The organism is Photobacterium panuliri (assembly GCF_059920555.1).
The window spans coordinates 2,372,796-2,399,067 of record NZ_CP197192.1; the positions used below are offsets into that span (position 1 = coordinate 2,372,796).

Annotated in this window: 22 protein-coding genes; 5 read left to right on the top strand and 17 right to left on the bottom strand. The window is 47.2% G+C overall.

Features of this window, described 5'->3' with window-relative positions:
- Positions 1 to 198: 198 nt before the first annotated feature.
- The 11 genes from ACSF8X_RS11025 to pheS form a co-directional block, all read right to left on the bottom strand.
- Positions 199 to 1,722 (bottom strand): DUF1501 domain-containing protein, encoded by a 1,524-nt coding sequence (locus ACSF8X_RS11025; RefSeq protein WP_500849955.1) that lies wholly within the window; start codon positions 1,720 to 1,722, stop codon positions 199 to 201.
- A gap of 3 nt (positions 1,723 to 1,725) precedes the next feature.
- Entirely contained in the window at positions 1,726 to 3,249 is a 1,524-nt protein-coding gene (locus ACSF8X_RS11030) for a DUF1800 domain-containing protein (RefSeq protein WP_500849956.1), read from the bottom strand.
- A gap of 720 nt (positions 3,250 to 3,969) precedes the next feature.
- Complete coding sequence (locus tag ACSF8X_RS11035) at positions 3,970 to 4,338, bottom strand: hypothetical protein (protein ID WP_500849957.1); 369 nt, start codon at positions 4,336 to 4,338, stop codon at positions 3,970 to 3,972.
- A complete protein-coding gene (locus tag ACSF8X_RS11040; RefSeq protein ID WP_500849958.1) occupies positions 4,339 to 5,139 on the bottom strand; it encodes a hypothetical protein in 801 nt (266 codons plus the stop codon).
- A gap of 259 nt (positions 5,140 to 5,398) precedes the next feature.
- Positions 5,399 to 7,189 (bottom strand): M3 family oligoendopeptidase, encoded by a 1,791-nt coding sequence (locus ACSF8X_RS11045; protein ID WP_500849959.1) that lies wholly within the window; start codon positions 7,187 to 7,189, stop codon positions 5,399 to 5,401.
- A gap of 67 nt (positions 7,190 to 7,256) precedes the next feature.
- A complete protein-coding gene (gene btuD / locus ACSF8X_RS11050; RefSeq protein ID WP_500851182.1) occupies positions 7,257 to 8,018 on the bottom strand; it encodes a vitamin B12 ABC transporter ATP-binding protein BtuD in 762 nt (253 codons plus the stop codon).
- Positions 8,019 to 8,055: 37 nt separating this feature from the next.
- Positions 8,056 to 9,048: a vitamin B12 ABC transporter permease BtuC gene (gene btuC / locus ACSF8X_RS11055; RefSeq protein WP_047880546.1), complete on the bottom strand. Its 993-nt coding sequence runs from the start codon at positions 9,046 to 9,048 to the stop codon at positions 8,056 to 8,058.
- 147 nt (positions 9,049 to 9,195) lie between these two features.
- Complete coding sequence (locus ACSF8X_RS11060; protein WP_500849960.1) at positions 9,196 to 10,251, bottom strand: succinylglutamate desuccinylase; 1,056 nt, start codon at positions 10,249 to 10,251, stop codon at positions 9,196 to 9,198.
- A 188-nt stretch (positions 10,252 to 10,439) separates the two neighbouring features.
- Positions 10,440 to 10,736, bottom strand: coding sequence for an integration host factor subunit alpha (gene ihfA, locus ACSF8X_RS11065; protein ID WP_047880548.1), 297 nt, complete (start codon positions 10,734 to 10,736; stop codon positions 10,440 to 10,442).
- Between the two features lie 466 nt (positions 10,737 to 11,202).
- Positions 11,203 to 13,590, bottom strand: a complete 2,388-nt coding sequence (gene pheT / locus ACSF8X_RS11070; protein ID WP_500849961.1) for a phenylalanine--tRNA ligase subunit beta — start codon at positions 13,588 to 13,590, stop codon at positions 11,203 to 11,205.
- A gap of 24 nt (positions 13,591 to 13,614) precedes the next feature.
- On the bottom strand, positions 13,615 to 14,598 hold the full coding sequence (pheS, locus tag ACSF8X_RS11075; RefSeq protein WP_047880550.1) for a phenylalanine--tRNA ligase subunit alpha: 984 nt from the start codon (positions 14,596 to 14,598) through the stop codon (positions 13,615 to 13,617).
- 418 nt (positions 14,599 to 15,016) lie between these two features.
- Here pheS and ACSF8X_RS11080 point away from each other — a divergent pair, with 418 nt between their 5' ends.
- A complete protein-coding gene (locus ACSF8X_RS11080; protein WP_047880551.1) occupies positions 15,017 to 15,277 on the top strand; it encodes a YiaA/YiaB family inner membrane protein in 261 nt (86 codons plus the stop codon).
- Positions 15,278 to 15,283: 6 nt separating this feature from the next.
- A complete protein-coding gene (locus ACSF8X_RS11085; protein ID WP_500849962.1) occupies positions 15,284 to 15,754 on the top strand; it encodes a hypothetical protein in 471 nt (156 codons plus the stop codon).
- Here the strand turns inward: ACSF8X_RS11085 and ACSF8X_RS11090 are convergent.
- The 6 genes from ACSF8X_RS11090 to ACSF8X_RS11115 form a co-directional block, all read right to left on the bottom strand.
- Positions 15,751 to 17,334, bottom strand: a complete 1,584-nt coding sequence (locus tag ACSF8X_RS11090) for a trypsin-like serine protease (protein WP_500851183.1) — start codon at positions 17,332 to 17,334, stop codon at positions 15,751 to 15,753. The genes ACSF8X_RS11085 and ACSF8X_RS11090 overlap by 4 nt on opposite strands.
- A 510-nt stretch (positions 17,335 to 17,844) precedes the next feature.
- Positions 17,845 to 18,198, bottom strand: coding sequence for a 50S ribosomal protein L20 (gene rplT / locus ACSF8X_RS11095; RefSeq protein WP_005367388.1), 354 nt, complete (start codon positions 18,196 to 18,198; stop codon positions 17,845 to 17,847).
- Between the two features lie 41 nt (positions 18,199 to 18,239).
- Positions 18,240 to 18,434: a 50S ribosomal protein L35 gene (gene rpmI / locus ACSF8X_RS11100; RefSeq protein WP_036832349.1), complete on the bottom strand. Its 195-nt coding sequence runs from the start codon at positions 18,432 to 18,434 to the stop codon at positions 18,240 to 18,242.
- A gap of 97 nt (positions 18,435 to 18,531) precedes the next feature.
- Entirely contained in the window at positions 18,532 to 19,083 is a 552-nt protein-coding gene (gene infC / locus ACSF8X_RS11105) for a translation initiation factor IF-3 (protein WP_047880552.1), read from the bottom strand.
- A gap of 3 nt (positions 19,084 to 19,086) precedes the next feature.
- Positions 19,087 to 21,015, bottom strand: a complete 1,929-nt coding sequence (gene thrS / locus ACSF8X_RS11110; RefSeq protein WP_047880553.1) for a threonine--tRNA ligase — start codon at positions 21,013 to 21,015, stop codon at positions 19,087 to 19,089.
- A gap of 309 nt (positions 21,016 to 21,324) precedes the next feature.
- A complete protein-coding gene (locus tag ACSF8X_RS11115; protein WP_500849963.1) occupies positions 21,325 to 22,068 on the bottom strand; it encodes a sporulation protein in 744 nt (247 codons plus the stop codon).
- Between the two features lie 211 nt (positions 22,069 to 22,279).
- Between ACSF8X_RS11115 and hutI the strand changes: the two genes are divergently transcribed.
- Genes hutI through hutU form a run of 3 tightly spaced genes read left to right on the top strand, consistent with a single transcriptional unit; the run spans position 22,280 to position 26,261 of the window.
- Entirely contained in the window at positions 22,280 to 23,536 is a 1,257-nt protein-coding gene (gene hutI / locus ACSF8X_RS11120) for an imidazolonepropionase (protein WP_500849964.1), read from the top strand.
- Positions 23,529 to 24,545: a formimidoylglutamase gene (hutG, locus tag ACSF8X_RS11125; protein ID WP_500849965.1), complete on the top strand. Its 1,017-nt coding sequence runs from the start codon at positions 23,529 to 23,531 to the stop codon at positions 24,543 to 24,545. Before hutI ends, hutG begins: the two co-directional genes overlap by 8 nt.
- A 15-nt stretch (positions 24,546 to 24,560) precedes the next feature.
- On the top strand, positions 24,561 to 26,261 hold the full coding sequence (gene hutU / locus ACSF8X_RS11130; protein ID WP_500849966.1) for a urocanate hydratase: 1,701 nt from the start codon (positions 24,561 to 24,563) through the stop codon (positions 26,259 to 26,261).
- Positions 26,262 to 26,272: the final 11 nt, after the last annotated feature.

The window sequence follows — 26,272 nt, forward strand, 5'->3', positions numbered from 1 at the left end:
TTATTCGCGGCGCAAAACAAAAATACCCCAATACCAATATGAAGACATGATAAATACTATACACAAATTACTGATAATATACATATTTGAAAATAATAATTGTGCGTAATACACGACTTTGTATTATGTAAATACAATAAAAAAGGCAGCGATCACCCGCTGCCTTCCTTCGTTGCTATTAGCCAATATCGCTAACGTTTAGATTTTATTCCATGCATCCTGCCAATAGAGACTATCGCCCGGGGCATATCCAGAATTTGAACACCACCCCGAATACGGCCAAGGCTTACACTGATACAAAGCATTATCCTTACCCACGACAATATCACCTTCGTTATAAGCCGTTCCCGCTGTATAGGTTGGATATTGCGGCGGAGGATCTGGCAATTCTGGTCCTACCGCACCTGCCATAAACGGAATTGTCTTCTGCTCGAACTGTGACAAGGAGGCAAACAGGGTTTCCGGCAGATCATCATAACCAAACCACTGAGCCAAACTGGCATTGACCTGATCCGCCGCGATCTCCGGGATCAAGCGACCATTTTTATAATCATACTCACTACCCGGCTTGAGATCCGGCCACTTACCATAGGCTTTTCCACCCTGTACTGCTCCGCCCATAATAATCTGATGACCAGCCCAGCCATGATCCGTTCCTGTTTCGTTAGGCATAATTCGGCGCCCGAAATCAGACATGGTAAAGGTGGTTACATTTTCTGACAGCCCCTGCTGCTTGATTTCATGGTAGAACGCCGCCATTGCATCAGCGACCTGCTTCAATAACCCAGCGTGGGCATTAAGCTGATCTTTATGGGTATCAAAACCACCGAGTCCAAGGAAGAATACCTGCCGGCGGTGGCCCATCGCTTCGCTGTTCCTAGCCTTGATCATCTGCGCCGTGGTATGAAGCATGTTACCAAGCCCCGTATCAGGAAACCCCGGTAGTTTGCCCACAGAGGCCAATGCCTCATCCAACTGGGCATTCTCATGGTATCGGCTTGCCATCGTTGCTGAGTAGTTATCTTCATACAGGTTGGTAAACTGCGCATTAAAATGGCGCATCATGGCATCAACACGATCAGCGGTCGTCAAACCGCTATAGCTACCCGCTCCAGCACTGGTCGTCACCAACTGCTCTTTGATGTTATTGCGCAACCATTTCTTCTCGCCGCCTAACGAAATCATCGGCGAGAGCTTACCCGGCAAATACATCTGCTCTACCATTCGGCCAGCCCAGCCTAGCTTGATATCCATCTCATCGGCACCGGACTGCCACATCGTTTGCTGGAGATTGTGCGCCATCAGGAACTCAGGATAACGCGCACTAGTCTGATCACGACCAATAATCGGCTCAACCAACTGGCCGGTATTAACGATCACTGTTGCGCTTTTCTCAACGGCAAAAATATCCTGCAGGCTTTGCATTGCCGGATGCAGGCTCAACGCAACATTATTGTCGGTTTTAATACCTAGCGGCACGGCAGCACTACGCTCAATCGCCAGTTTAGGACGGGCAGACAAATACTCCGCGTACGCGCTGTCGTCATCGGGGATCACCATGTTATAGGCATCGTTACCGCCAAGCAGGAAGATACACACCAGCGCCTTGTAGTCTTCATCCGTATTCGCCACGGGATTAAGAGCAGCAACCGACGGGGCAACAACCGAGGTCGCTCCCAGTGCTGCCGTCCCTTTCAAAAAGTTACGTCTTGATAGTTTCATGGCTTACCCCTGACAACGGAATTCTGGTGAACACTGGATGGCAAATAGCGTATCGATAACCTTACGGTCTTCATTACGGCGATCTTGCTCTAATTGTGCCAGCATGGCGTGCAGGTAATCGGCCAATGGCTGTGACATCAAGCCACCGAACAACCGCTCATTGACCAAAGCAACATACGCCTGCGGATCGCTGACTACCGCCTTGAACTCACTACGGTCCCAATGCCAACGCTTAGGCTTGGTTGAATCGACCGACGTGATCATCCCCCACATCCGATTTGAAATTCGACGCATCACATCCATCGATAGAATCGCAAACTCAGGGCCACTTAATTGCTTGTCGGTTAGCTCACCTTTAGGGGCGTAATCGGGCTCATAGAAGTTAAACACACTAGAAGCCTGTAGCGGCGCTTGGCCAAAGTTGCCTTGAATCCCAGCGAAATCCCACCAGCGCAATGGATCATTATTCTTCACCTCAAGGGCGCGACATAGATTGGCCATCGCAATCACCGGCTCCTTCACTTTGCCAAAATTGCGCTTGCTCGCCCCCGATGCTTGATGATCCGCCATAGCACGTCCCGCCAGCAAATCTTTATCGAGCAGAATTGCACGTACCACGGCCTTCATATCGCCACGGACACCATAACCGTTATCTTTGAACACATCAGAAACACGCTTGATATAATTGCGACGCGGATTGCTGATAGTCAGGCGTTTAATCAACAAAGTAGAAATGAACATTGGGGTGTTACGGTGCTCAAACAGCAGATCGATAGCTTGATCCAAATCCTGCTCTGCAGTTTGCCCTGCCGGGAAGACCTGCCCCATCACCACTTTCTCGTCCGTATCGTGACGGCTGGCCACGGCATACATAGGCTCAAGGTAATTACGGCGGCGCCAGCCGGTAAATACTCGCGCCAACTCTTCAACATCATCTTGCGAATAATTGGGGATTTTGTTGCCGTTAGTATCAAGACTCGCCGTACCGTTGGAGTCCAAGCGCCACAAACCGATGCTGAACAGCTGCATCACTTCACGAGCATAGTTCTCGTCAGGGAATGTATTGCGCTGCGGATTAGCCTTACAGCTTCCCTCCATCGTGAGGAACTTGCCCATAGCAGGGCTCAATGTGACGGCCTTGAGCAAGTCGCGAAAATTGCCAAACGCATGCTCTAGCAGCAAATCGTAATACTCTGCCAACGACTGAGAGTCAGGGCCGCCATAACGCGAGACAACCAGAATTTGGCTCAATGCATAGGCAACACGCTGTCTTAGCTGATCACCCCCGGTAAGTACACGGCACCACCAGGCACTCATCCTTGCTACCTCATTGATTTTTTCATTGCTTGCGGAGGAAAATTGCTCTGTCAGCTGACGGTGACGAACCAACGGCTGCTCAAACTGTTCGCTAAGCCATGCCTCTTCCCCAATTTCAAGCAGCGTGCTGATATCCCCCGGTTTCGGACCAAAGGTTGCACGGTATATAAACCTAGCCGCCTGACCGGGATCATTGATTATATGGGTCACTTTACTTTCCCTTTAATTATTATAATTCCAAAAATTGTGACACAGCATCTTGTAAAAAATCGAATTTAATGTTTCAAATTGGAAGTAGCGTAACAATTTACTTTATGCTTTGGGGATGAGCTATGGATTTTGAGCTACGCAAAATTTTTATTACTACTACAATTCAATATGAGAAACAGCAGATAACAATTACATATAAAAATGAAAAAAATCTCATCTTGATATATTTTATAATCAACAATAAATTGATTTATTATCATATTAGACATTTCGAAAACATTAATCAAACAAGACCAACAAACTGAAATATTAACTATTAAAACACACAGACTTTATTATTAAATAAGAACATTACAACACTGTTGATATTATTACTCTACTATTGATATCATCCAGATCTTGGAATTGTCATTATTTTAAAAATCATACAAACAAAAATAATTACCATCGATAGTAATAAAGTGATGAGAGAAAAAGCGTAAGGGCCATTAGAATCCGAACCAAATCTGGATTGTATACTCATTAAACCAGAATCAAAAAGAATACAAATATAATAACTTAATGAGATAATTGCAAAGGCAAATAGAAATGATAAAAGTACCTTCACTCCTAAATCCATCGTTTTATTTTTATCTATAGGTTCCTGATAAATGGCATAACTCAACATAAAAATAACACCACTTAATAAAAATAAAAACACTGAAAGCACGATGTTAATTATCATTGAACTTGATAGCACTCTGTTAATAATGACCAGTTTTCATTTGATAGTGAAATAGAAACTGAACTATCACCATTGAAAACCTCTTCAGCAATTGCAGTTGCTGTATATCCTTTATTAGATTTCAGCACAACCAAAAAAGAGTAAATTTCATTTTTGTCATTTATATTCACAACAGCATGAGGTTTTATGCTGACCATGACATGGTTAAAATCATACAGATTAACAAGTCCATCTGAAGATTCTAATGATACACTTTTTTTAACAACCTCTTCCCTATCTTCATCATGAACCATGATACAATTTATATTAATATTTGCATTAACTGATGATGCAAAAAAAATCAAAAAAATAATTAACGCTCTCATTTAATAAAAAACTCCCTTCCCAATATTCTTACTATTTGCAATTTTCCATCTCAAATTATCCTCAATTTCCCATGCTGTTTTCTTGGCCTGCTTTATGGTTTTTTCCTCAAGTAATTGGGCTAACCGTTCTGTGATTTCATTCTTTTTATCTAATTTATCTAACGCAAACCCCGTAGCTACACCAACAACTATCGCAACAGCAATAGGAAATGATACTATCGTTGTTACTGCACCAGCACTAACAGAAAAAACAGCCCCTACAATACTAGATATACCAACTTTAATAAGAGAAACCCCCAAATCTGCGAATAATTCTTCCATTAAAAATCTATCTTTCAAAACATGCTGAAGTACAATTAGAGGTACAGTTAAAAAAATTGTAAGTCGAGAACCTTGTACTGCAGATTTGATTATGCCTCTTTGTCCTATAATCATATCGATAACTTTTGTATTATTAATTAAATACTTTGTACCAGTAAAAATCTTACGCAGACCAGGTCGTCCTTTGAATATAATATACTTTTTACCATTAACCAACTTAATATAAGCTCGTCCAGTAAATCCTAGATCTTTTATAATTTTACGTAATGTATTAGTATCTAAAACTGGCGCAACATAGCCACTAATAGTCCTCGCTAAACTGACAGAATCTACATTATTATTTTTTGCCAACTCAATAAGCTCTTCTTCACCAATAACATATAAACAATCATGTCTATTTATACTTAATTTTTCTCTGTTTATCCCATTATAATGAAAGCTTGTATTTACGGCATTACGATTATAACTATAAGGACCCATTCCAAGATCTCCAAATTCAAATTTAAAACAATACTAGACTTTAAATTATCATCAAAATTATAATCTTCAACTTTACGACCAACATCAAACTATCAATTTTAAACATTGATAATTTGCAATAAAATCTAAAAATTTTGATGAACACTCACAATATTCGTTTATAAACTTTAGATTTTTATTATTTTCTAAAATTTAATAATAAAAAAGCCTGACATTAAGGTCAGGCTTTTAAAATTTCAGTTCAAATAATAAACAAGGGTCACTTATTCAACGCTTCCAATGACCGCTCAAACTCATCAATCTGCTTGGCAATCATATCGACACTCTGCTGCCAGAAAGCCGCTTCACGAATATCCATCCCTAAATGCTTGGCAACCACCTCTTCTGCTGTCATTGAGCCAGTATCACGCAGCAAGGCTTTATAGTCGTCATAGAAAGACGCGCCTTTGGCTTCTCGCTGGGCATAGACCCCCTTGCTGAACAGGTAACCAAATAGGTATGGGTAGTTATAGAAACTCACTTCAGCAATACTAAAGTGAAGCTTGCTGGCCCAGAACATCTCATTGGTTTCGTCCATGGCATCGCCATACCATTCACGCCATGTTTCAGACATTAACGCCTTGAACTGATCAGCCGTGAACTCACCGCCGCTACGCTGCTCGTAAAACGCCTTTTCAAATTCGTAGCGAACCGGAATATTGACCAAAAGTGCCAATGCCGACTGTGCTTCTTCCCACAGCATCAGCAATTTTTCTTCTTCGCTGGTGGCTTTTTCTAGCAAAGCGTCACGTACAACGTTCTCGGCAAAAATGGAAGCGGTCTCGGCCAAGGTCATTGGGTATTTGGTTTTAACCAATGGCATGTCACGCATAACCCAGTTATGGAATGCATGGCCCAGTTCATGTGCCAAAGTCAGCATATCTGACATACTCCCCCCCCATGTCATAAAGACCAACGGGGTTCGGCTACTGGCCAATTTCGTGCAGTAGGCACCCAAACGCTTATTCGGCTGCGGTGCGGCATCAATAAGTTGCCGCTCAACCATCATATCGACAAACTCAGCCATCTCTGGATCGACCCCAGCAAAGGCCTCGCGAATAATAGCGATGCCTTCAGCAAAGCTGTAGGTCTGGCTGGATGTGTTTGACAATGCAGGCATCGATGCCTGCTCATCCCAAGGCTTGAGCGTTGACGTCCCGAATAGCCTTGCCATTTGCAAACCGGCCTTCTGGCCTACGCCACGGTTGGCCTTGGCAACTCCCATCATGGCATCCAGTGTGGCCTTTTCGATATGGCTACCGTGCAAACTCGGATCCAGAAAATGCATCGGTTTAGTATGGCTGCGCTTTTCATATTCGGTGAGGCGAGCCCCGGCCAACGCATTCAAGATCGCGGCAAAGCTTTCCTGATGCACAGTCATCGCCTCTGCAATAGCGCGCCATGCCGGCTCACGGCGCATCGCATCACCGCCATAAATAATACTGGCAGCCTGTGATAGTCCCATTGTTTCTTGCGTACCGTCTGCCAATGTCAAGGTGACTTTCAGACAACCGGTAATATTGTCGTACAGGCGTCCCCATGCAAGTCGACCGTCCTGATCCAGAGCCGTCAGCAACTGCTCTTCGCCAATCGTGAGCTGGTGCGCTTTCAGCAACCGGCTGCGTTCGAAACCAAAGCGCCAGTCTACCACCTCATTATCGGCCAACAACGCCTCGAACTGGGCATCATCGAAATTAATAATCGCCTGCTCAAACGGTGTCCATGACTGACTTAAGCGCGACAGCAGGCTATTCACCTGCCCTTGTAGCTTCTTGGCACCGACATCCGTCGCGTCAACAGACAAAATACAGCTACTGAATGTATACAATGTATGAAGCTTGACCTTCAGCTCGGCGAATATCAATACCGCAGCCGTTACGCCTGCAACTGATGCCGAATCCAACGCAACCAACTCCGGCAGCTTTGCCTCAACGAAGGTTAGGTCCTGAGAAATTTGCGGATCATTCAGATCCTGATAGGCAGCAGAAAGATCCCAACTAGGTGTCGTCATGGTGTCTCCTTTTGTAGCCAGCCTGCCCATTCTTCGCAGGCTGCAATAATAAATATGTTCCGAGTCGTTAATCAGTAAACAGCAGGCAAGATTGCCCCTGATGCTCAATACGCTGGATTTGAGTTGAAAATACACTTTGCAGTCTATCAACCGTCATCACAGTTTTCGGCGTACCCTTAGCGACACAAGAACCATTGTTAAGTAACAGCACGGTATCGGCTTCACGCAAGGTGCGATTCAAATCATGGTTTGCCATGACCACAGCAATACCTTGAGCAGCCATCTTTCTTACCAATTGATACATAATTGCTTCTTGACCAATATCCAGTGCAGCAGCAGGCTCATCCAATAACAGCAGGCGTGCTTCTGGGTTCAGCGATGGCCATACCTGCAAGCAAGCGGCAGCAAGCCTGACCCGTTGCCACTCACCACCTGATAGCTGCTGGATTGTACGACTGAGCTTATCTGTGATCTTCAGTGCATCGCATATTTCTTCCAGTGCCATTTCAACCTGAGATATCGGTACATCCCCCAACGCCGATAACGACAACACAAGGTAGTGATAGACACCAACGGCAAATGCGGGCTTGTCTTGCTGGGCCAGATAGCAACGCTGCCTTGCCAGTTGGGACAAATCCAACTGCTTAATATTCTGGTCCGAGAGGATCACCTCACCGTCCCCTTCTCCCAAGCCCGAAACGATCGACAGCACGGTACTCTTCCCGCTACCGTTAGGGCCAATCAGATGAACGATTTCACCTTGGCGCACATCAAAGGAGACGGGCAGTAACCGGGGTGGCATAGCTAAATTTTTCGCACTAAGTACCACAGAAGAGGTTTGGAATTTATCAGACATGGTATTTGACCTAATCAAACTGTGAACGAAGCAGCATCCAGATAAATACCGGGGCTCCAATTGTCGTGATCACGACCCCCACCGGAAGCTCTGCGGCAGGCAGCATCACTCTGGCTAGCGTATCGGCAGATGCCAACAATATCGCCCCACATAATGCAGATAAAGGCAGCAGGTATCGATTTTCGGTTCCCAATGCCAGTCTGATCAAATGAGGAACAACCAAGCCGATAAAACCAATCACTCCGCCAAGTGCAACGGCGGCTCCAACTAGCAAAGACACCACCAAAATTAAACGCCATCGGAAACGATCTACATCCAAACCAAGCTGGCGGGCCTGATGCTCACCAAGCATCAGAATATCCAAGGTTCGCCCTTTGCTGCACAACCACACCAACACCGGCACAACGACAAACAACAAACTCAGCTGGGCCCAACTGACACCCGCAACGCTTCCCATTAGCCAATACATCAGTACCCGCAAGTTCAAATCATCACTGAAATAAAACGCCCAGGTAACAACCGCACCGGATAATATCCCCAATGCGACACCAATGAGCAGTAACCGAGCGGTTGATACCTTACGCCGGCGCGACAAACCAACAAGCACCAAAGTAAAGGCCATCGCCCCCAGCATCGCTGCAATCATCATCACCATTGGGCCTGGGGAAAAAGGAAGGATGAACAGCACAATAACCAATGCCAAACTGGCTCCGCCAGAGATCCCTAAGACACCGGGTTCGGCTAAGGGGTTACCGAGCAAAACTTGAAGAACTGCGCCAGAGGAGGCCAAAGAGGCGCCAATTGCCAAGGCAGCCAACAATCGAGGAAAACGCAGCTGTAACAGTAGCTTTTGTTCGATATCGCCAGATGGTGACCAAGGCCAGATAAAGATCTCACCCACGGCCAAAGCAAAGAAAACGGCAACCAGCAACATCGCAGCAGCAATATAGCCTGCGCGTCGCCACCGGGCCTGTCGGTGGCTGATCAATTCATTTAACAACATTAGACTTTCACGATTGGACTTGTCCGCTTACCTTACCCTTTCACCTATAAAATGAAAAGCAAGGATAACTAGGCAACTGATATTTATACCCAAATTGCTTGAGACGCAGCAGACTGATTACTCCATGAGAATTCTATAAATTAGCATTCAATCATTGACAGCATGTACTTGACCGTTGGAAACAACCGCTGTCTTTTTCACCAATAAACATGCCCGCTGACCAACAGCAACATTGGCATTGGGAAATACGATAGCTTCCCCTCCTGCCAATGATAGATATTCCACCCCCACATCAGTTCCCAATAGCTCTCCTTGCTCAAAAAATGAAAAATTTGCCTGATGGCTAGGGAAATTCAATGCGAAATGCTCACTTTTCTTAACCAAGGTCCGTGTCACTTTATATACTTGCGGATAATAACCATCCCACGACGATAGACACAGTGAACCCGTTACCCACTTTTCTAGGGCCTGATAAAAGCCTGCCAGTTGTTGCAAATCGTTTTGACCAAATTGAGCTACTTTACCGAGTTCCAACGTTAATGCTTGTGCCGAAAAATACTCGGCACTGTACCAACTAAAGGTTGGCGAGGCCGTTTGAGACAATAATACGGCTTCAATACATGCCGCTTCCAAAAAGGCAAATAACGAAGAATGGCGGGTGGGATTTTCCGTTGCCGGACTAACAGCAAAGGTGTAATGGGCCGAATCACGTATCGCACAATGGAGATCCAAGTGCCAGCGCGTCGCCTCTTGCCGTGGTGCCTCGGGCTGACCGAAAAAGCGATTGACGGCCTGCTGAAGTTCATTGGCACGACAGCAATCTAAATTAGCGGTGCTGTTAGGGCCCTTGAACAATCTGTTCATGTTCTCGGTGAGATAACGCTGGTGATGCTGTATCGCTTCAGGATGACCGACAATAAATAGCAAGCGGTGTGCGGGCACTAACACTCCGACCAACACTTGCGTTACCAAACGGTCAATTAACTCGATCGGGGCGGTTTCATCACCATGAACACCACAAGACAATACGACCTCATGCTCTGATACCGTTGCCGCAGGTGGATCACAAACTAATATCCCCCGCCCCCAAAGTCTGCAACGCACCCCTGTCAATGTTTTCCATATTCCAGTCTCTACTGGCAAATCCATATCCAGAGCCGATGCTACAAACTGTCCTTCTTGGGTTAAATGCAACATTCCCATTGAACGTACTCCCTTCGCTCAAGATTAATGCCACTATGATACCTTAGCCCGCATCCATAGACACTATTGCAATACAACTCGGTAACATCTTTATTACCTAGGTCACGCTATCGTGGACTTTAGGCAATAAAAAACCCAAGCAAGTTCTACACACCTTGCTTGGGTTCTTATTCACACAAAAGTCGCGATTACTTTTCGATTTCGATGTTTTCTACGCGAGCTTTCAATTTTTGACCTGGACGGAAAGTCACAACACGACGAGCGGAGATTGGAATATCCTCTCCCGTCTTCGGGTTTCTTCCGGGACGCTCATTCTTGTCGCGCAAATCAAAATTACCAAAACCTGATAACTTCACTTGCTCGCCATGTTCCAGAGCTTTCCTTATTTCTTCAAAGAAGACTTCCACCGTATCCTTGGCGTCCCGTTTGCTTAACCCAACATTTTCAAACAGGTTCTCAGCCAAATCGGCTTTTGTGAGCGCCATAGATAATTCCCTCAAGACTATGTTGAATGGATCGCAGCCATAGCAATCACTATACCTGCAGCGAATCAGTCTAGCTGGTCTGAGCCTTAACAACACCATGTGATCTACACACGATTAATGCTTCAGTCCTAACTAGAGACAAGTTTAAGCCAACTTCCTGATTTCCGCCAACTTTTTTACGTTAAGTTCGTGTCAAATCATTGATTTCTTCTAGCAGCATTGTGCTCCTTCTGTCACCCCTATCACGCTTAAAACGAATGACTTTTGACAAAATCGACCATAACTCACTCATTTTGCGATATATATATCTACAACCATAGGTTGAAATAGGAATAATTGCTGGGTTACAAAAATTTTGCATTCTTAGATTTAGATCAAAAAAAAGCAGCCCATAGGGCTGCTTTCTATTGCTATGCATTGATTAATCAGCAAATTAGCTCTAATACTTTTGAGCTAGTCTGAACAATTAGTCACGTAGCGATGCACCAAAGCGTGATGCCAATTCAGCAACAATCGCTTCAACTGCGGCTGCAATGTCTGCTTCTTCCAGTGTACGTTCTGCTGACTGAAGTGTCAGGGCAATAGCAAGGCTCTTATTGCCTTCTTCTACGCCCTTACCACGGTAAACATCAAACAGATTTACGTCTTTCAGCAGTTCACCACCATTGGCAAGACATGCTTCAACGACATCACCAGCGGCAACACCTTCGTTTACAACCACGGCGATATCACGACGGTTTGCCGGGAACTTAGATAGCGCAACGGCTTCTGGGATCACTTTAGTGTTGATCGCAGACCATTCGATTTCGAACACGATAGTACGGCCGTTTAGGCCAAACTTACGCTCAAGTTCTGGGTGAACCGTACCGATCACGCCCACTTCTTTGCCGTCTACGATGATAGCCGCAGACTGACCTGGGTGAAGTGCTGGGTGCTTAACGGCTGCGAATGAGTATGCTTTCTCGTTAGCAGACAGTTCTAGAATCGCTTCTAGATCACCTTTAAGATCGAAGAAATCAACGGTGTTGGTTTCGATATCCCAGTGCTCTTCGCTGCGCGTACCAGCAATAACACCAGCAAGCATTGGCTCTTGGCGCATGCCGTTTTCAGCGGTTTCGCAAGGGATGAAACGTAGGCCGTATTCAAACAGACGAACGCGAGGCTGCTGACGCTTCTGGTTGTGAACAACAGTGTTCAACAAACCTTGGATCAGGCCAAGACGCATTGCTGACATTTCCGCAGAAATTGGGAATGGCAGGATCAATGGCTCAACGCCAGGAACAACCAGTTTCTGCTGCTCAGGCTCAACGAAGCTGTAAGTGATCGCTTCTTGGTAACCACGGTCAACAAGCAGGTTACGTACACGCTTCAGCGGTAGATCCGCTTCTTTGTGATCGTTCATGCTTAGAGCAGCCACTGGCGACTGGTTAGGGATGTTGTCGTAACCGTAGATACGGCCAACTTCTTCCACTAGGTCTTGCTCAATCGCGATGTCGAAACGCCATGTTGGTGCAACAGCTTCCCAACCTTCAGCCGTTGTTTCAACGGTCATGCCTAGACGCTCTAGGATCTCAACCACGTCTGCATCTGCAATGTGGTGACCCAGTAAGTTGTCTAGTTTAGTACGACGAAGTGCGACTTTGTTTGGCTTAGGTAGATCTGCTTCAGACTCAACTGCCACAACAGGCGCTACTTCACCGCCACAGATTTCAACAAGCAGTGCCGTTGCACGCTCCATTGCGTTCACTTGTAGTGCGTAATCCACACCACGCTCGAAACGCATTGAAGAATCAGTGTGCAGACCGTAGCTACGTGCGCGACCACGGATGTGATCCGGAGCGAAGAATGCACACTCTAGTAGTACGTCTTTCGTTTCAGTCGTAACGCCAGACTGCTCACCACCAAAGATACCAGCGATAGCCAGTGCTTTGTTGTGGTCTGCAACAACCAGTGTGTCAGCGTTCAGTTCAGCTTCAGTGCCGTCTAGCAGCGTCAGCTTCTCGCCTTGCTCTGCCAAGCGTACCACGATGCCACCTTCGATCTTAGCCAGATCAAATGCGTGCATTGGCTGACCTTGCTCTAGCAGAACAAAGTTAGTGATATCAACAACTGGATCGATTGAACGGATACCACAACGACGCAGCTTTTCTTGCATCCATAGTGGAGTTTCAGCCTGAACATTCACGTTCTTAACCACACGGCCAAGGTAACGTGGACATGCAGCCGGCGCTTTCACGTCGATAGATACAGTGTCTTCGATTGAAGCAGCAACCGCTTCAACTGCAGGCTCAGTTACGTCAGCGCGGTTTAGAACACCAACTTCACGAGCCATACCGCGAATGCTAAAACAGTCAGCACGGTTTGCAGTCAGGTCAACATCAACAGTAACGTCATCCAGACCTAGGAACTCACGGAAGTCAGTACCATTCACTGCGTCTTCTGCCAGCTCCATGATGCCGTTAGACTCAACATCAATACCCAGCTCAGAGAACGAGCACAGCATACCGTGTGATGGCTGACCGCGTAGTTTGGCTTTCTTGATCTTGAAATCGCCAGGTAGTACAGCACCAACTGTCGCTACAGCAACTTTAAGACCCTGACGGCAGTTAGACGCACCACAAACGATGTCTAGCAATTCTTCTTCGCCAACATCTACTTTGGTTACGCGCAGTTTGTCTGCATCTGGGTGCTGAGCGCACTCAACAACCTGGCCAACTTTAACGCCAGTAAAAGAGCCAGCAACAGGCAGTACGTCGTCTACCTCTAGGCCAGCCATAGTGATTTGGTGAGTTAGTTCATCAGTGGTAACCGCAGGGTTAACCCACTCACGAAGCCAAGATTCGCTGAATTTCATTATTTTTCCTCTCGGGACCCTGAATTACTTGAATTGTTTTAGGAAACGCAGGTCGTTCTCGAAGAACGCACGCAGATCGTTTACGCCGTAACGCAGCATAGTCAGGCGCTCTACGCCCATACCAAATGCGAAACCAGAGTATTTCTCAGGGTCGATGCCTACGCTACGAAGTACGTTCGGGTGAACCATACCGCAGCCTAGGACTTCAAGCCATTTGCCGTTCTTGCCTTTCACGTCAACTTCAGCTGAAGGCTCGGTAAACGGGAAGTAAGAAGGACGGAAACGAACTTCAACTTCTTCTTCGAAGAAGTTGCATAGGAAGTCGTGCAGAATACCTTTCAGCTGCGCAAAGTTTACGTTCTCGTCAACCAGCATACCTTCCACCTGGTGGAACATTGGCGTGTGAGTCTGATCGTAATCGTTACGGTATACACGGCCCGGTGCGATGAAACGGAATGGTGGCTTACCATTTTCCATCGTACGGATCTGTACGCCCGACGTGTGAGTACGCAGCATCAAATCAGGGTTAAAGAAGAAGGTATCGTGATCGGTACGCGCAGGGTGATCAGCAGCGATGTTCAGTGCGTCGAAGTTATGGAATGCATCTTCGATTTCAGGACCAGACTCAACGTTAAAGCCTAGCTCACCAAAGAACTGTTCAATACGCTCAACGGTACGCGTAACTGGGTGTAAGCCACCGTTTTCAATACGGCGACCTGGCAGAGTGACATCAATGGTTTCTGCAGCCAGTTTCGCTTCAAGCTCAGCGCGCTGAAGAGCATCTTTACGTGCTGTAATGGCTTGTTGCACTGCACCTTTCGCTTTGTTGATCTCTTGACCCGCTTCGCGACGTTCTTCTGGTGGCAGTTTGCCCAAGCTTTGTAGTTGAAGGGTTAGTTCACCCTTTTTGCCCAGGTACTGGACACGCACTTCGTCCAGAGCGACTAATGAATCAGCCTGCTCAATAGCTGCCGTTGCGTTGGCAATAATCTCGTCTAGATGTTGCATCGTTTCCTCATCCACCTACAGGTGGCGTCCTTTAGGGAGATATAAATTCGCGTAACGATACATACTAAAGAAACATCCGTCCAAATCCAAATCCAATCGCACTAAATCGACAATATTGGATGAAAAAAAAACGCCTTTATTCAATTCCCTCCGTCATTTCCACACTCTTGACCAAAATTCATCACACCCCCCCCTGCTATCCAGCCCCTCCTCTACACACCCGAAATCCATCGAGCCAGCATGGCTAGCTACCGGTTGTTACCTACAACTAACATTTTCCCCAAGCATTATTTCCACATTTTTTTTCGGGTAACCCTTGCATTGTTCAAATAAACCCATTAAATTAAAAACACTGTTCGATTAAGGCAAAAATCAATCAACACATCATTTTCAAACAAACTTATCAAGGAGATAGATTATGTTCCAACAACAAGATAAATACTGGCTAGTTTATGCGAAAGCGACCTTTATCATTGCCGTAATTGCTATGACGATCAGTATCATCAAACTACCGGGCGACCTGCTTATCAAAGGCTACTACAGCATCTGCAGCTTATTTCTTGTCAGTGCCACGATTACCCTAAGTAAAGCTGTGCGGGACAATGCGGAATCACATCGTCTTATCAATAAAATTGAAGAAGCCAAAACAGCGCAAATCCTTAACGATATCGGTGATTAAACCGTCATGAGGTATCAGCAAGACTCTACGCTCAATATCACAGTACACTCGCTGGCCAAGCAATTGCAGCAGCTCCGGCTGCTGCGAAGCATACTCATACACAAAATAGAGCAACGAGCAGAAATGGTCACAACACGCCAGCAAGAACAACAACTAGCCGCCAATCAGATTGAGCAAGCAGCGGCCACTGCCAGTACCAAACCTAAAGAATACACGGACTTAATACACCATCATCGGCACGTAGGAAAAGATCTCGATAAAATCACCCGCCAGCTGGCAGGCCAAGAGAAAATACTGCGTACTATCGACACTCGCATCGCTGATAGTACGCAGCTATTAAAGTCTCCTTTACGTCAGGCAATCACCGACCCGCTTGCTAGCAATACATTCATATTGACAGCAAAAAACCAGATCCGGCGCAATGAGATCACACTGGCCTTGACGCAAACAAGCCTGCCCCCGCAACAATACATTTAGAACCGCGTCCAGGCATCTTGCCACACGACCCCACGTCCCGGCTCATAATGCACAGGGCTTGACGAACACCAGAGGCCATTCGGCCACGCTCGGCATTGGTAGGATGCTCCGTTATGGGTGACAATATCACCGGGCTGATAACTACCGCCGGCAACGTAAGCATTGCCACCAACAGGCGGTGTTGGCTCAGGATCAGGTGTCGGCACAGGTACGGGTGGCTCAGGAGTAGGATCGGGGGTTGGATCAGGGTTATCACACCCATTGCCATTCACCTGCTGCCATACGCCCCAAGGCCCTGACTGAGCAGGATCTGCCCCTTGATTCCACCACTGCGCCTGCCATAAGGAGCCTTGCCAGAACACGACATCCCCCTTATTGTATACTTGGCCTGCTTGCCATTCATTGGCGCAATTTCCTGTCTGCCCGCTATTGCTCACCTGTGCCTGTACAACAGACTGGTAAACGGTGTTCGTTTTATCGATTTCAAATGCCAAGGTTACCGTTGCTTGCCCAACGTTGCTCGCACCAAACTCAATAGCAACCTGACAGGCACTTCCGCTCGTCAACGATGTCTGGCTACAACCATCACTCACAACAACCGGCTTCGTCGCTACGCCGCTTGCTGATAGACTCGCCGTCGTGACTGTAAATGGCACAGTACCGCTATTTTTCACCGTAAATCGATGCGATACCAATTCACCAAGTTTAAAGCTGGCTAATTGCTTCGTGGTTTCATAACCCACAGTAACCGTATCAGTCGGGGTTGATCTCACGCTATCCAGCCAACCACGCAATGCTGCAATATCGCTATATACACCATATTTACCCGGCCTTGCACAGCCAATACCCCAGCTCACCACACCAAGCTGAGTTATAATCCCCCCTTGATTAACAATTATCGGACCACCACTGTCACCTTGGCAGGCATCTTTGCCCCCCTGAGGTATGCCAGCACAAAAACTTACCTCACCGATAGTGCTATAGTTACCGCCGGCCTGCCGACAGACAGAATCTGTCACTAAGGGAACATCTACCGACATCAAGTGCGATGGTGTATTCCCCCCTTCCTGCAAACGCCCAAGCCCGGCTACACTCAAAATATCACCTGCAACGGCATATTGTGACAATGCACCAGCAGCTATCTCGACTTTGGTCGCCGTAGGCAGCTCACGATCCAGCTTCAAAACCGCAATATCATTCGTTAACGTCCCGCGGTTGTAATTGGGGTGTACATAAATATTCGCCACATTGGCCCGCTGGCCATCCATACCGTTGTATTGAAATCCCCCAACCTTTACAGCAAGCTGGCTTGGTATATCCCCAGCTACACAATGGGCAGCCGTAAGCACATAACCATCCCCTAGGTAACTAGCCCCGCAAAAAGGGCGATTTCCATTACGCGTTACCAACTGGGTATAGAATCCCCATTGACTGGTCTGGGCAAGATCTCCCCCCACTATCGCCGGAGCGACCATTCCCGGTTGAGCACCGCTCTCTCCCGCACTGATCTCTCCTACATTAATAGCCCCACTCATTGTCAATATTGCAGCACAAGCCAGTGCCAACGGTGTCTTTGTCATTTGTTTCACGTCAATCCCTCGATTTAGCTTTCATTTAACGCACCTATCATCGGCGCAGTCGCCAATTTGAATACCCCCTACTTCAGCTAGTGGCGGTACCAGTAGTTAAGTGAAAACAATTCGCATAGAAGCACAAACCTGCTTTGCGATATCTTGCATGAAATATGACAGGTGCTAAGGGGAATATATAAACGCATGTGAGTACACCAGCTTAAGCGTGAAAGCCATCACAACGGGTACCATACGATCGAATGGCACAAATACACAGAGCGATGTGAATATGTTGGTATCTCATCAAAGAGTAGATTTGTATACCCGAGTTCTCCCCAATATGCAGAATTGGGAGAAAGCATTAGTTTGAGCTACAGGGGTTCGAGCTACAGGCGAATCTAGAAAGACGACAAGACAGCTTCAAGGCATGAAGGGAATGATATGGGTCTTGGGATAAATGGTAAAAATGAAAAAAGGAGAGCCGAAGCTCTCCTTTTCCGTAAAAACTAAACTGTAAAATTACAGAGCAGCTTTTGCCTTCTCAACAAGCACTGTGAAAGTTGCTTTGTCGAATACAGCGATATCAGCAAGGATCTTACGATCGATTTCGATAGACGCTTTCTTCAGACCGTTGATCAAACGGCTGTAAGACATACCATTCTGACGAGCAGCAGCGTTGATACGTGCAATCCATAGTTGACGGAAAGTACGTTTCTTCTGACGACGGTCACGGTAAGCGTATTGACCAGCTTTAGTAACAGCCTGGAAAGCTACGCGGTAAACACGTGAACGTGCACCGTAGTAACCTTTAGCTTGTTTTAGAACTTTCTTGTGACGTGCACGCGCTTGTACACCACGTTTTACGCGAGGCATAGGAGACTCCTAACTAATTAAATGTAAATACTGAAAAACTATTAAGCGAACGGAAGCATGCGAGCAACTGCAGCCACTTCACACTTAGGAAGGATTGCATTTGGACGTAGCTGACGCTTGTTCTTAGTAGTACGTTTAGTCAGGATGTGACGCTTAGTTGCGTGCTTAAACTTGAAACCACCAGCAGTTTTCTTAAAACGCTTAGCAGCACCTTTGTTGGATTTCATCTTAGGCATGATGAGACTCCGCATTGTTGAATGTTAATAACATAGTAATCAGGCGAACAAAAAGCGCTGCAGCTAAGCAGCGCCTTATGCTACTTGAATGCCGTAATTACTTCTTCTTAGGGGCAAGCATCATCGTCATTTGACGACCTTCAACCTTATTAGGGAAGCTTTCTACAACCGCTAGGTCGATCAAGTCTTCTTTAATACGGTTTAGAAGGTCAATACCAAGACTCTGATGGGCCATTTCACGACCACGAAAACGTAGTGTGACTTTACCCTTGTTGCCCTCTTCTAAAAAGCGACTCAGGTTGCGCAGTTTTACCTGATAATCGCCTTCGTCTGTACCAGGACGGAATTTAACTTCTTTTACCTGGATTTGTTTCTGCTTTTTCTTTTGCTCTTTAGCAGCCTTGCTCTTTTCGAACAGGTACTTACCATAGTCCATCACACGACAAACAGGTGGCTCGGCATTAGGGCTGATTTCAACCAGATCGACACCAGCCTCATGAGCAGTTTCCATTGCTTCTTCGATAGAAACAACACCGATTGACTCACCATCAATACCAGTCAGACGCACTTCGCGTACTCCGCGGATTTCGCCATTTAGACGGTGTGCATTCTGCTTAGCTGGTGCTTGGGTTCTTTTTGTGCCTTTAATACCTTATTCCTCCACAACATTGAGTGTGCGACTGCTAATATCCTGCTGCAAGAAAGCAACAAGATCGTCAATCTTATATTTACCCAAATCTTTACCCTTGCGAGTACGTACTGCAATCTCGCCTGCTTCGACTTCTTTGTCACCGCAGACAAGCATGTAAGGTACACGCTTCAAAGTATGTTCGCGGATTTTAAAGCCAATCTTCTCATTTCTCAAGTCCGCATTGACACGAATTCCAGATTTTTGAAGTTTTTCGACTACTTGTTGTACATATTCCGCTTGGCTATCAGTAATATTCATTACAACAGCCTGCTGTGGTGCCAACCAAGTAGGGAAGAAGCCCGCGTACTCTTCGATTAGAATACCGATAAAGCGCTCTAGAGAACCAAGGATAGCACGGTGGATCATAACAGGCGTATGACGCTCGTTATCTTCACCTACGTAAGTAGCGCCTAGACGCTCAGGTAGTGCGAAGTCTAACTGAACTGTACCGCACTGCCAAGCACGATCTAGACAGTCGTGCAGTGTAAACTCGATCTTAGGACCGTAGAACGCACCCTCGCCCTCTTGAATTTCATATGGGATATCCATAGAGCCAAGAGCAAGTTTCAGGTCAGATTCAGCTTTGTCCCACATTTCGTCAGAACCAACACGCTTCTCTGGACGAGTTGATAGCTTAACTACAATGTTATCAAAACCAAATGTCTGATAGGTATCATAAACCATCTTGATACAAGATGTCACCTCTTGTTGTACCTGACCTTCAGTACAGAAGATGTGTGCATCATCCTGTGTGAAGCCACGTACACGCATCAGGCCGTGAAGCGCACCTGATGGTTCGTTACGGTGACAGCAACCGAACTCAGCCATACGCAATGGCAGATCACGGTATGATTTCAGACCTTGGTTGAAGATCTGAACGTGGCCCGGACAGTTCATTGGCTTGATTGCATATTCACGGTTTTCAGAAGACGTCGTGAACATGTTCTCTGCGTACTTGTCCCAGTGACCAGAACGTTCCCAAAGAACGCGGTCCATCATTAGAGGACCTTTAACTTCCTGATAGCCGTATTCGTTCAGTTTGTCACGAACGAAAACTTCTAGCTCGCGGAATACAGTCCAGCCGTTGTGGTGCCAGAATACCATACCAGGTGCTTCTTGCTGCATGTGGTACAGGTCAAGTTGCTTACCTAGTTTACGGTGGTCACGCTTAGCGGCTTCTTCAAGGCGAGTCAGGTGAGCTTTCAGGGCTTTCTTATCGGCAAATGCTGTACCGTAGATACGCTGCAACATCTTGTTATCGCTGTTACCACGCCAGTAAGCACCAGCAACGTTCAGCAGTTTAAAGTGCTGGCAGAAGCTCATGTTAGGAACGTGTGGACCGCGACACATGTCGATGTATTCTTCGTGATGGTAAAGACCTGGACGATCGTCACGTGAAACGTTCTCGTCTAGAATTTCCATCTTGTAGGTTTCACCACGTGCTTCAAACGTATCACGTGCTTCCTGCCAGCTGACCTTTTTCTTGATGACATCGTACTTGGTTTTAGCAAGCTCAATCATGCGCTTTTCAATCGCGTCAAGATCTTCTTGAGTCAGCGATTGCTCTAGGTCTACGTCGTAGTAGAAACCGTTGTCGATTGTTGGACCAATCGCCATTTTCACATCAGGGAAAAGCTGCTTGATAGCATGACCCAGAAGGTGAGCACATGAGTGACGGATGATTTCCAGGCCATCTTCATCTTTGGCTGTGATGATTTCAAGGCTTGCGTCATTTTCGATTAGATCACACGCATCAACGCGCTCACCATCTACACGACCAGCGATACAGGCTTTTGCCAGACCAGGGCCGATTGACATTGCAACGTCCATAGTAGATACGGCGTTATCGAATTGACGCTGACTACCGTCAGGAAGAGTAATTACAGGCATGTATATATCCTTTACAGTGGTGTTGCATACCAAGCAACACATGTTGAAAAGAGAAAAATGAAGGCTCGGCAACCGTCACTCAGTAATACGAATACCGGAACGTGCCGAAGACCGAATTGTACCTAGCTCATTTTTATAATGCAAAGCGCATTTCGCCGCGAGTTACGTTCGCGGCGAATAATTGGCATAATAATAAAGCGCAATATTGCAATCTTAATTTACAGGGAGGATAAAGGATTTTCTCCTTGAAATGTCAAGCACCAATAAGCACTTATCAGTGATCACTGCTACGCGCCTTATTTGCCGAAATTATAAACCCAACGTCGGTAACAGGGCTTGGCGGATCTCCCCTTCAGTAGCTGACCGCGATAGAGTAAATGAACGATATTGGTCACCGCCGCTAAAACGCCGATCAATTTCTGTCAGGCAATGAACATAATTTCCATTAAGGATAAATGTCAGCTCAATCTCTTTCTTATCCAAGAAAGCGCCATTACTAAACTCCAACTCTTGATAGCAACCGGATACAGATTCAAATCCATTACCTCGGCAATAGCCGCTTTCCACATCCGCCTTGACCATTTCGAAACCGGCCTGCTCAATAATTGATATTATCTTTTCGACCACAGGCAGCGGCTTGATCTCAATATAATCGCGATCACTCGGGTCAAGGGCAAAATCAATATCAAGTTCGGTTTCCAGCCAGACTTTGCACTGATTGTAACGGGCATTAACGGCCGTTACCGGTATTTCATCATGCAACTGGAGGGTAAACGGAACATGCCTTTCCTCCCCCACCCCGATCTCAAAGGGTTCCGTCGCACAAACATGTCCGAGGGTGATCGTCTGATAGCTCACACCATTATCGTCGCTTTCAACTTTCATTTCACAGTTGAGCTTAATTGTAATCGCGTCGATATGCTGCTCGACATCTCCCCCTGTTATCTTGACCAATCCGCGCAGAGACTCACCTTGGAATACACTGGTTTGTTCAAGCACAGTATCAACCTTTGCTGCACCAACACCCAATGAAGCCATCATTTTCTTGAACATACGTATTTGTCCTTTTTGCCGCTAATCCGTTTGGCACCCATTAATTCAAAACACCATTACCCAATACAGGCGCTTCAATCAAGGGGGTCGCTTGAAAGTTGCGTAACCCCACAAACTTCAACACCGTTTTTTTGCCCCGATTAATTTTCAACTATGTTCAATATACCCATTAAATTTCAATTATTTGTATATGCCCGCAAAGGAGACCGTGATGGGACTGCTAATCACCAATGCCAACCTGACATCTGCAACACCGGGGGATATGGGATACGCCCCAAGCACGGCAACGGCTATCGCAATCCACAACGGTCTTATCGCTGCAATAGGCGACGAGAAACGTTGCCTGCAGGCGCTGTCATCCACCAGCACAATCACCACAATTGATGTTCAGGGACAGCTCATTACCCCTGGACTTATCGACTGCCATACCCACCTTGTCTTTGCCGGCAACCGTGCTCGTGAATTCGAACAACGACTCTCTGGTGTGTCCTACCAAACCATTGCCGAATCAAGCAGGGGGATCCTCGCTACCGTCAGCGCAACTCGTGAAGCAAGCGAGGAAATACTCTACCAACTCGCCAATGAACGCCTGCAAGGATTCAAGAATAATGGCGTAACTACCATTGAAATTAAATCAGGTTATGGCCTGACCCTTGCGGACGAATGTAAGATGTTGCGAGTTGCCCGCAGGCTTGGCCAGCAGGCCGATATCAAAGTTGTAACGACACTGCTTGCCGCCCATGCTACCCCACCTGAATTTACCGGCAATGCCGATGGGTATATCGACCATATCTGCCAAGCGATTATTCCAGCCGTCGCTAACGAACGTCTTGCTGACGCTGTTGATGTATTTTGTGAGAAAATCGCTTTTACACCCCAGCAGTGCCGACGCGTATTCGAAACAGCTCGAGATTACGGGCTGGCAATCAAAGGCCATACCGAGCAGCTTTCAAATATGGGTGGCAGTGCCCTCGCCGCTCGGTTAGGCGCCTATTCTGTCGACCACATAGAGTATCTCGATACCGAGGGCGTCGCGGCACTGGCAGCTTGCGGCACTGTGGCGACACTGCTCCCTGGCGCTTTCTATTTCTTGGGCGAAACCCAACTTCCCCCTATCGATCAACTCCGCAGGCTCGACGTTCCCATGGCGATTGCCAGTGATTTCAATCCGGGGACTTCGCCTATCGCCTCTTTGCGAACCATTATGAATATGGCTTGTACGCTTTACAGGCTCACCCCTGAAGAATGCCTTCGTGGTGTCACCATTCATGCCGCCAAGGCCCTAGGCTTAGATCATGACAGAGGTGAAATACGGGTTGGTATGGCAGCAGATCTGGCTATTTGGCGACTCTCGCACCCCGCCGAGCTCTCTTATTGCATAGGCGTACCTGATCTCACGGCACGTATTGTTGACGGCCACTATTTCCCACAGGCCGTAGGACAGTATTCTGGAGGACAATATGCCTAGTGATATGTCTGTTTGGCAAGGTCGCAGTGATCCCGAAGACGGTGATCAGGGCTTGCATTGGCATCAACTCATCCAACCCGCAGAGGATGCCAACGATGAGGGCATCATGATTCTGGGGTTCGCTTGTGATGAAGGCGTAGCCCGCAACAAAGGCAGAATCGGTGCCTACGATGCGCCGATATCCATCAGACGAGCCCTCGCCAATCTGGCTTGGCACCATAACAAGCCAATTTACGATGGTGGCGATATCCGATGTGATGACGGTAATTTGTCCCTTGCACAATACCGTCTCAGCGAAGATGTCTGCCAGTCGCTACGGCAACGTCACCGACTCATTGTTCTGGGAGGCGGCCACGAGGTGGCTTGGGGTACATTCCAAGGGATAGGCAACTACTTGTTGCAAAAACAGCAACCTGAACCACTTACTGCACAAGAATATACATGCCATCCTCCAACCGTGGGGATTATCAACTTCGATGCCCACTTTGATTTGCGCAATCCCCCAGTTCAAACTCAGGTAGAACAAGGTAGCTCAGGCACCCCCTTCCACCAGATAGCCCGCTTTTGTGAACTGCAAAACTGGCCTTTCCATTATGCATGCCTTGGGATCAGCAGAGCCAGTAACACCCAAGCACTATTTTCGAAAGCCGACCAGCTTGGTGTGCTCTATGTTGAGGATAATGAATTAAACGCCAGTGATATTGCAGCCGTTAGTGAAAAGCTATCGTTGTTTATCCAGCAATCTGATTACCTGTACCTGACTATCGACATGGATGTATTCCCAGCATCTGCCGCCCCCGGTGTCAGTGCCCCTGCCACTTACGGTGTACCACCAACCGTTGTCGACCAGCTACTCCATATTGTTCTTGATGCCAAAAGCCAATCTGGCGAAAGCAAAATACTGGTCGCCGATATCGCCGAATATAACCCAAGGTTTGACATTGATGGTCAGACCGCACGCTTGGCCGCGCGGCTAGTTTGGACGATCGCCCGCGCCTTTAGCCGATAGCAAAGGAGAGCTCTTATGCCTACTTCCCCCCCTTCATGCGACCGCTTTGACATAGACCGAAAAATATTTGCGCCAACAGGTTCACAGCTCAACGCAAAATCCTGGCCCACGGAAGCACCACTCCGGATGCTGATGAATAATCTACATCCTGATGTCGCCGAGCATCCTCATGCTTTGGTTGTCTATGGTGGGATAGGCCGAGCCGCACGCAACTGGGAATGCTTCGACAAAATTATCGATGTGCTAAAACGGCTCGAGTCTGATGAAACCTTACTCATCCAATCAGGCAAGCCGGTAGGCGTATTTAAAACCCACAGCAATGCACCCAGAGTACTTATCGCAAACTCGAACCTTGTTCCCCATTGGGCCAACTGGGAGCATTTCAACGAGCTCGATAAAGCAGGCTTGATGATGTACGGCCAGATGACCGCTGGCAGCTGGATCTATATTGGATCACAAGGGATCATCCAAGGCACTTATGAAACATTTGCTGCTATGGCCCGAAAACATTTCAATGGTGACGCAAGAGGACGCTGGATCCTCACAGGCGGATTGGGGGGAATGGGTGGCGCACAACCTCTCGCGGCAACGATGGCTGGTTTTTCGTTGATCGCCGTCGAGTGCGATGAATCCCGTATTGATTACCGAATAAGAACTGGCTACCTCGATAAAAAAGCCACCTCGCTTGACGAAGCGCTATCTTTCATCGTGCACAGTCAACATATCGATGCTCCCATTTCTGTCGGCTTACTCGGTAATGCTGCTGATATCTTTGAAGAAATTGTAGCCCGAGGTATTGTCCCCGATTGTACCACAGACCAAACCTCCGCCCATGACCCCCTCAACGGCTATTTGCCACAAGGCTGGACACTCAAACACGCTGTGGAAATGAGGAAAACGAATGAGGCAGCCGTCATCGCAGCAGCCAAACAATCGATGGCGAATCAAGTCAAGGCAATGCTCGCTTTGCAGCAAGCCGGTTCCGCTACCGTCGACTACGGCAACAACATCCGCCAAATGGCCTTCGAGCAAGGGATCACCAATGCTTTTGATTTCCCGGGCTTTGTCCCGACCTATATTCGCCCATTATTCTGCGAAGGCATCGGGCCATTTCGTTGGGCAGCCCTTTCCGGCGATCCTGATGACATCTACAAAACGGATCAAAAAGTCAAAGAACTGATCCCTCACAACCCCCAACTCCATCACTGGATCAACATGGCGCAAGAAAAGATCCAATTCCAAGGACTGCCAGCACGGATATGCTGGGTCGGACTGAAAGATCGAGCTCGCCTCGGGCTAGCTTTCAATGAAATGGTCAGGAATGGCGAACTCAAAGCCCCTATTGTGATCGGGCGGGATCATCTCGATTCAGGCTCTGTTGCCAGCCCCAATCGCGAAACCGAAAATATGCTCGATGGCTCAGATGCCGTATCCGACTGGCCACTACTCAACGCCATGCTCAATACCGCCTCTGGCGCTACTTGGGTATCACTGCACCATGGCGGAGGCGTTGGTATGGGGTTTTCCCAACATGCTGGCATGGTCATCGTTTGTGATGGCACAACCGACGCAGACCAACGGCTCCAACGGGTCCTGCACAACGATCCGGCAACCGGCGTTATGCGCCATGCAGATGCAGGCTACGACATTGCCATACGCTGCGCAGAGGAGCACTCGCTTGATTTACCTATGCTAATGAAAAAAAAGAATAAATAAGCAAAAGGATA

Excerpts from the sequence above, each read along its gene's own strand:
- hutG (WP_500849965.1), top strand. The coding sequence starts at position 23,529 with ATGCCTAGTGATATGTCTGTTTGGCAAGGTCGCAGTGATCCCGAAGAC.
- ACSF8X_RS11090 (WP_500851183.1), bottom strand. The coding sequence starts at position 17,334 with ATGACAAAGACACCGTTGGCACTGGCTTGTGCTGCAATATTGACAATG.
- ACSF8X_RS11045 (WP_500849959.1), bottom strand. The coding sequence starts at position 7,189 with ATGACGACACCTAGTTGGGATCTTTCTGCTGCCTATCAGGATCTGAAT.
- rpmI (WP_036832349.1), bottom strand. The coding sequence starts at position 18,434 with ATGCCTAAGATGAAATCCAACAAAGGTGCTGCTAAGCGTTTTAAGAAA.
- ACSF8X_RS11115 (WP_500849963.1), bottom strand. The coding sequence starts at position 22,068 with ATGTTCAAGAAAATGATGGCTTCATTGGGTGTTGGTGCAGCAAAGGTT.
- ACSF8X_RS11060 (WP_500849960.1), bottom strand. The coding sequence starts at position 10,251 with ATGGGAATGTTGCATTTAACCCAAGAAGGACAGTTTGTAGCATCGGCT.
- btuC (WP_047880546.1), bottom strand. The coding sequence starts at position 9,048 with ATGTTGTTAAATGAATTGATCAGCCACCGACAGGCCCGGTGGCGACGC.
- ACSF8X_RS11080 (WP_047880551.1), top strand. The coding sequence starts at position 15,017 with ATGTTCCAACAACAAGATAAATACTGGCTAGTTTATGCGAAAGCGACC.
- thrS (WP_047880553.1), bottom strand. The coding sequence starts at position 21,015 with ATGCCTGTAATTACTCTTCCTGACGGTAGTCAGCGTCAATTCGATAAC.
- ACSF8X_RS11035 (WP_500849957.1), bottom strand. The coding sequence starts at position 4,338 with ATGAGAGCGTTAATTATTTTTTTGATTTTTTTTGCATCATCAGTTAAT.
- pheT (WP_500849961.1), bottom strand. The coding sequence starts at position 13,590 with ATGAAATTCAGCGAATCTTGGCTTCGTGAGTGGGTTAACCCTGCGGTT.
- ACSF8X_RS11040 (WP_500849958.1), bottom strand. The coding sequence starts at position 5,139 with ATGGGTCCTTATAGTTATAATCGTAATGCCGTAAATACAAGCTTTCAT.
- ACSF8X_RS11085 (WP_500849962.1), top strand. The coding sequence starts at position 15,284 with ATGAGGTATCAGCAAGACTCTACGCTCAATATCACAGTACACTCGCTG.
- pheS (WP_047880550.1), bottom strand. The coding sequence starts at position 14,598 with ATGCAACATCTAGACGAGATTATTGCCAACGCAACGGCAGCTATTGAG.
- ihfA (WP_047880548.1), bottom strand. The coding sequence starts at position 10,736 with ATGGCGCTCACAAAAGCCGATTTGGCTGAGAACCTGTTTGAAAATGTT.
- hutU (WP_500849966.1), top strand. The coding sequence starts at position 24,561 with ATGCCTACTTCCCCCCCTTCATGCGACCGCTTTGACATAGACCGAAAA.
- ACSF8X_RS11025 (WP_500849955.1), bottom strand. The coding sequence starts at position 1,722 with ATGAAACTATCAAGACGTAACTTTTTGAAAGGGACGGCAGCACTGGGA.
- rplT (WP_005367388.1), bottom strand. The coding sequence starts at position 18,198 with ATGCCTCGCGTAAAACGTGGTGTACAAGCGCGTGCACGTCACAAGAAA.
- hutI (WP_500849964.1), top strand. The coding sequence starts at position 22,280 with ATGGGACTGCTAATCACCAATGCCAACCTGACATCTGCAACACCGGGG.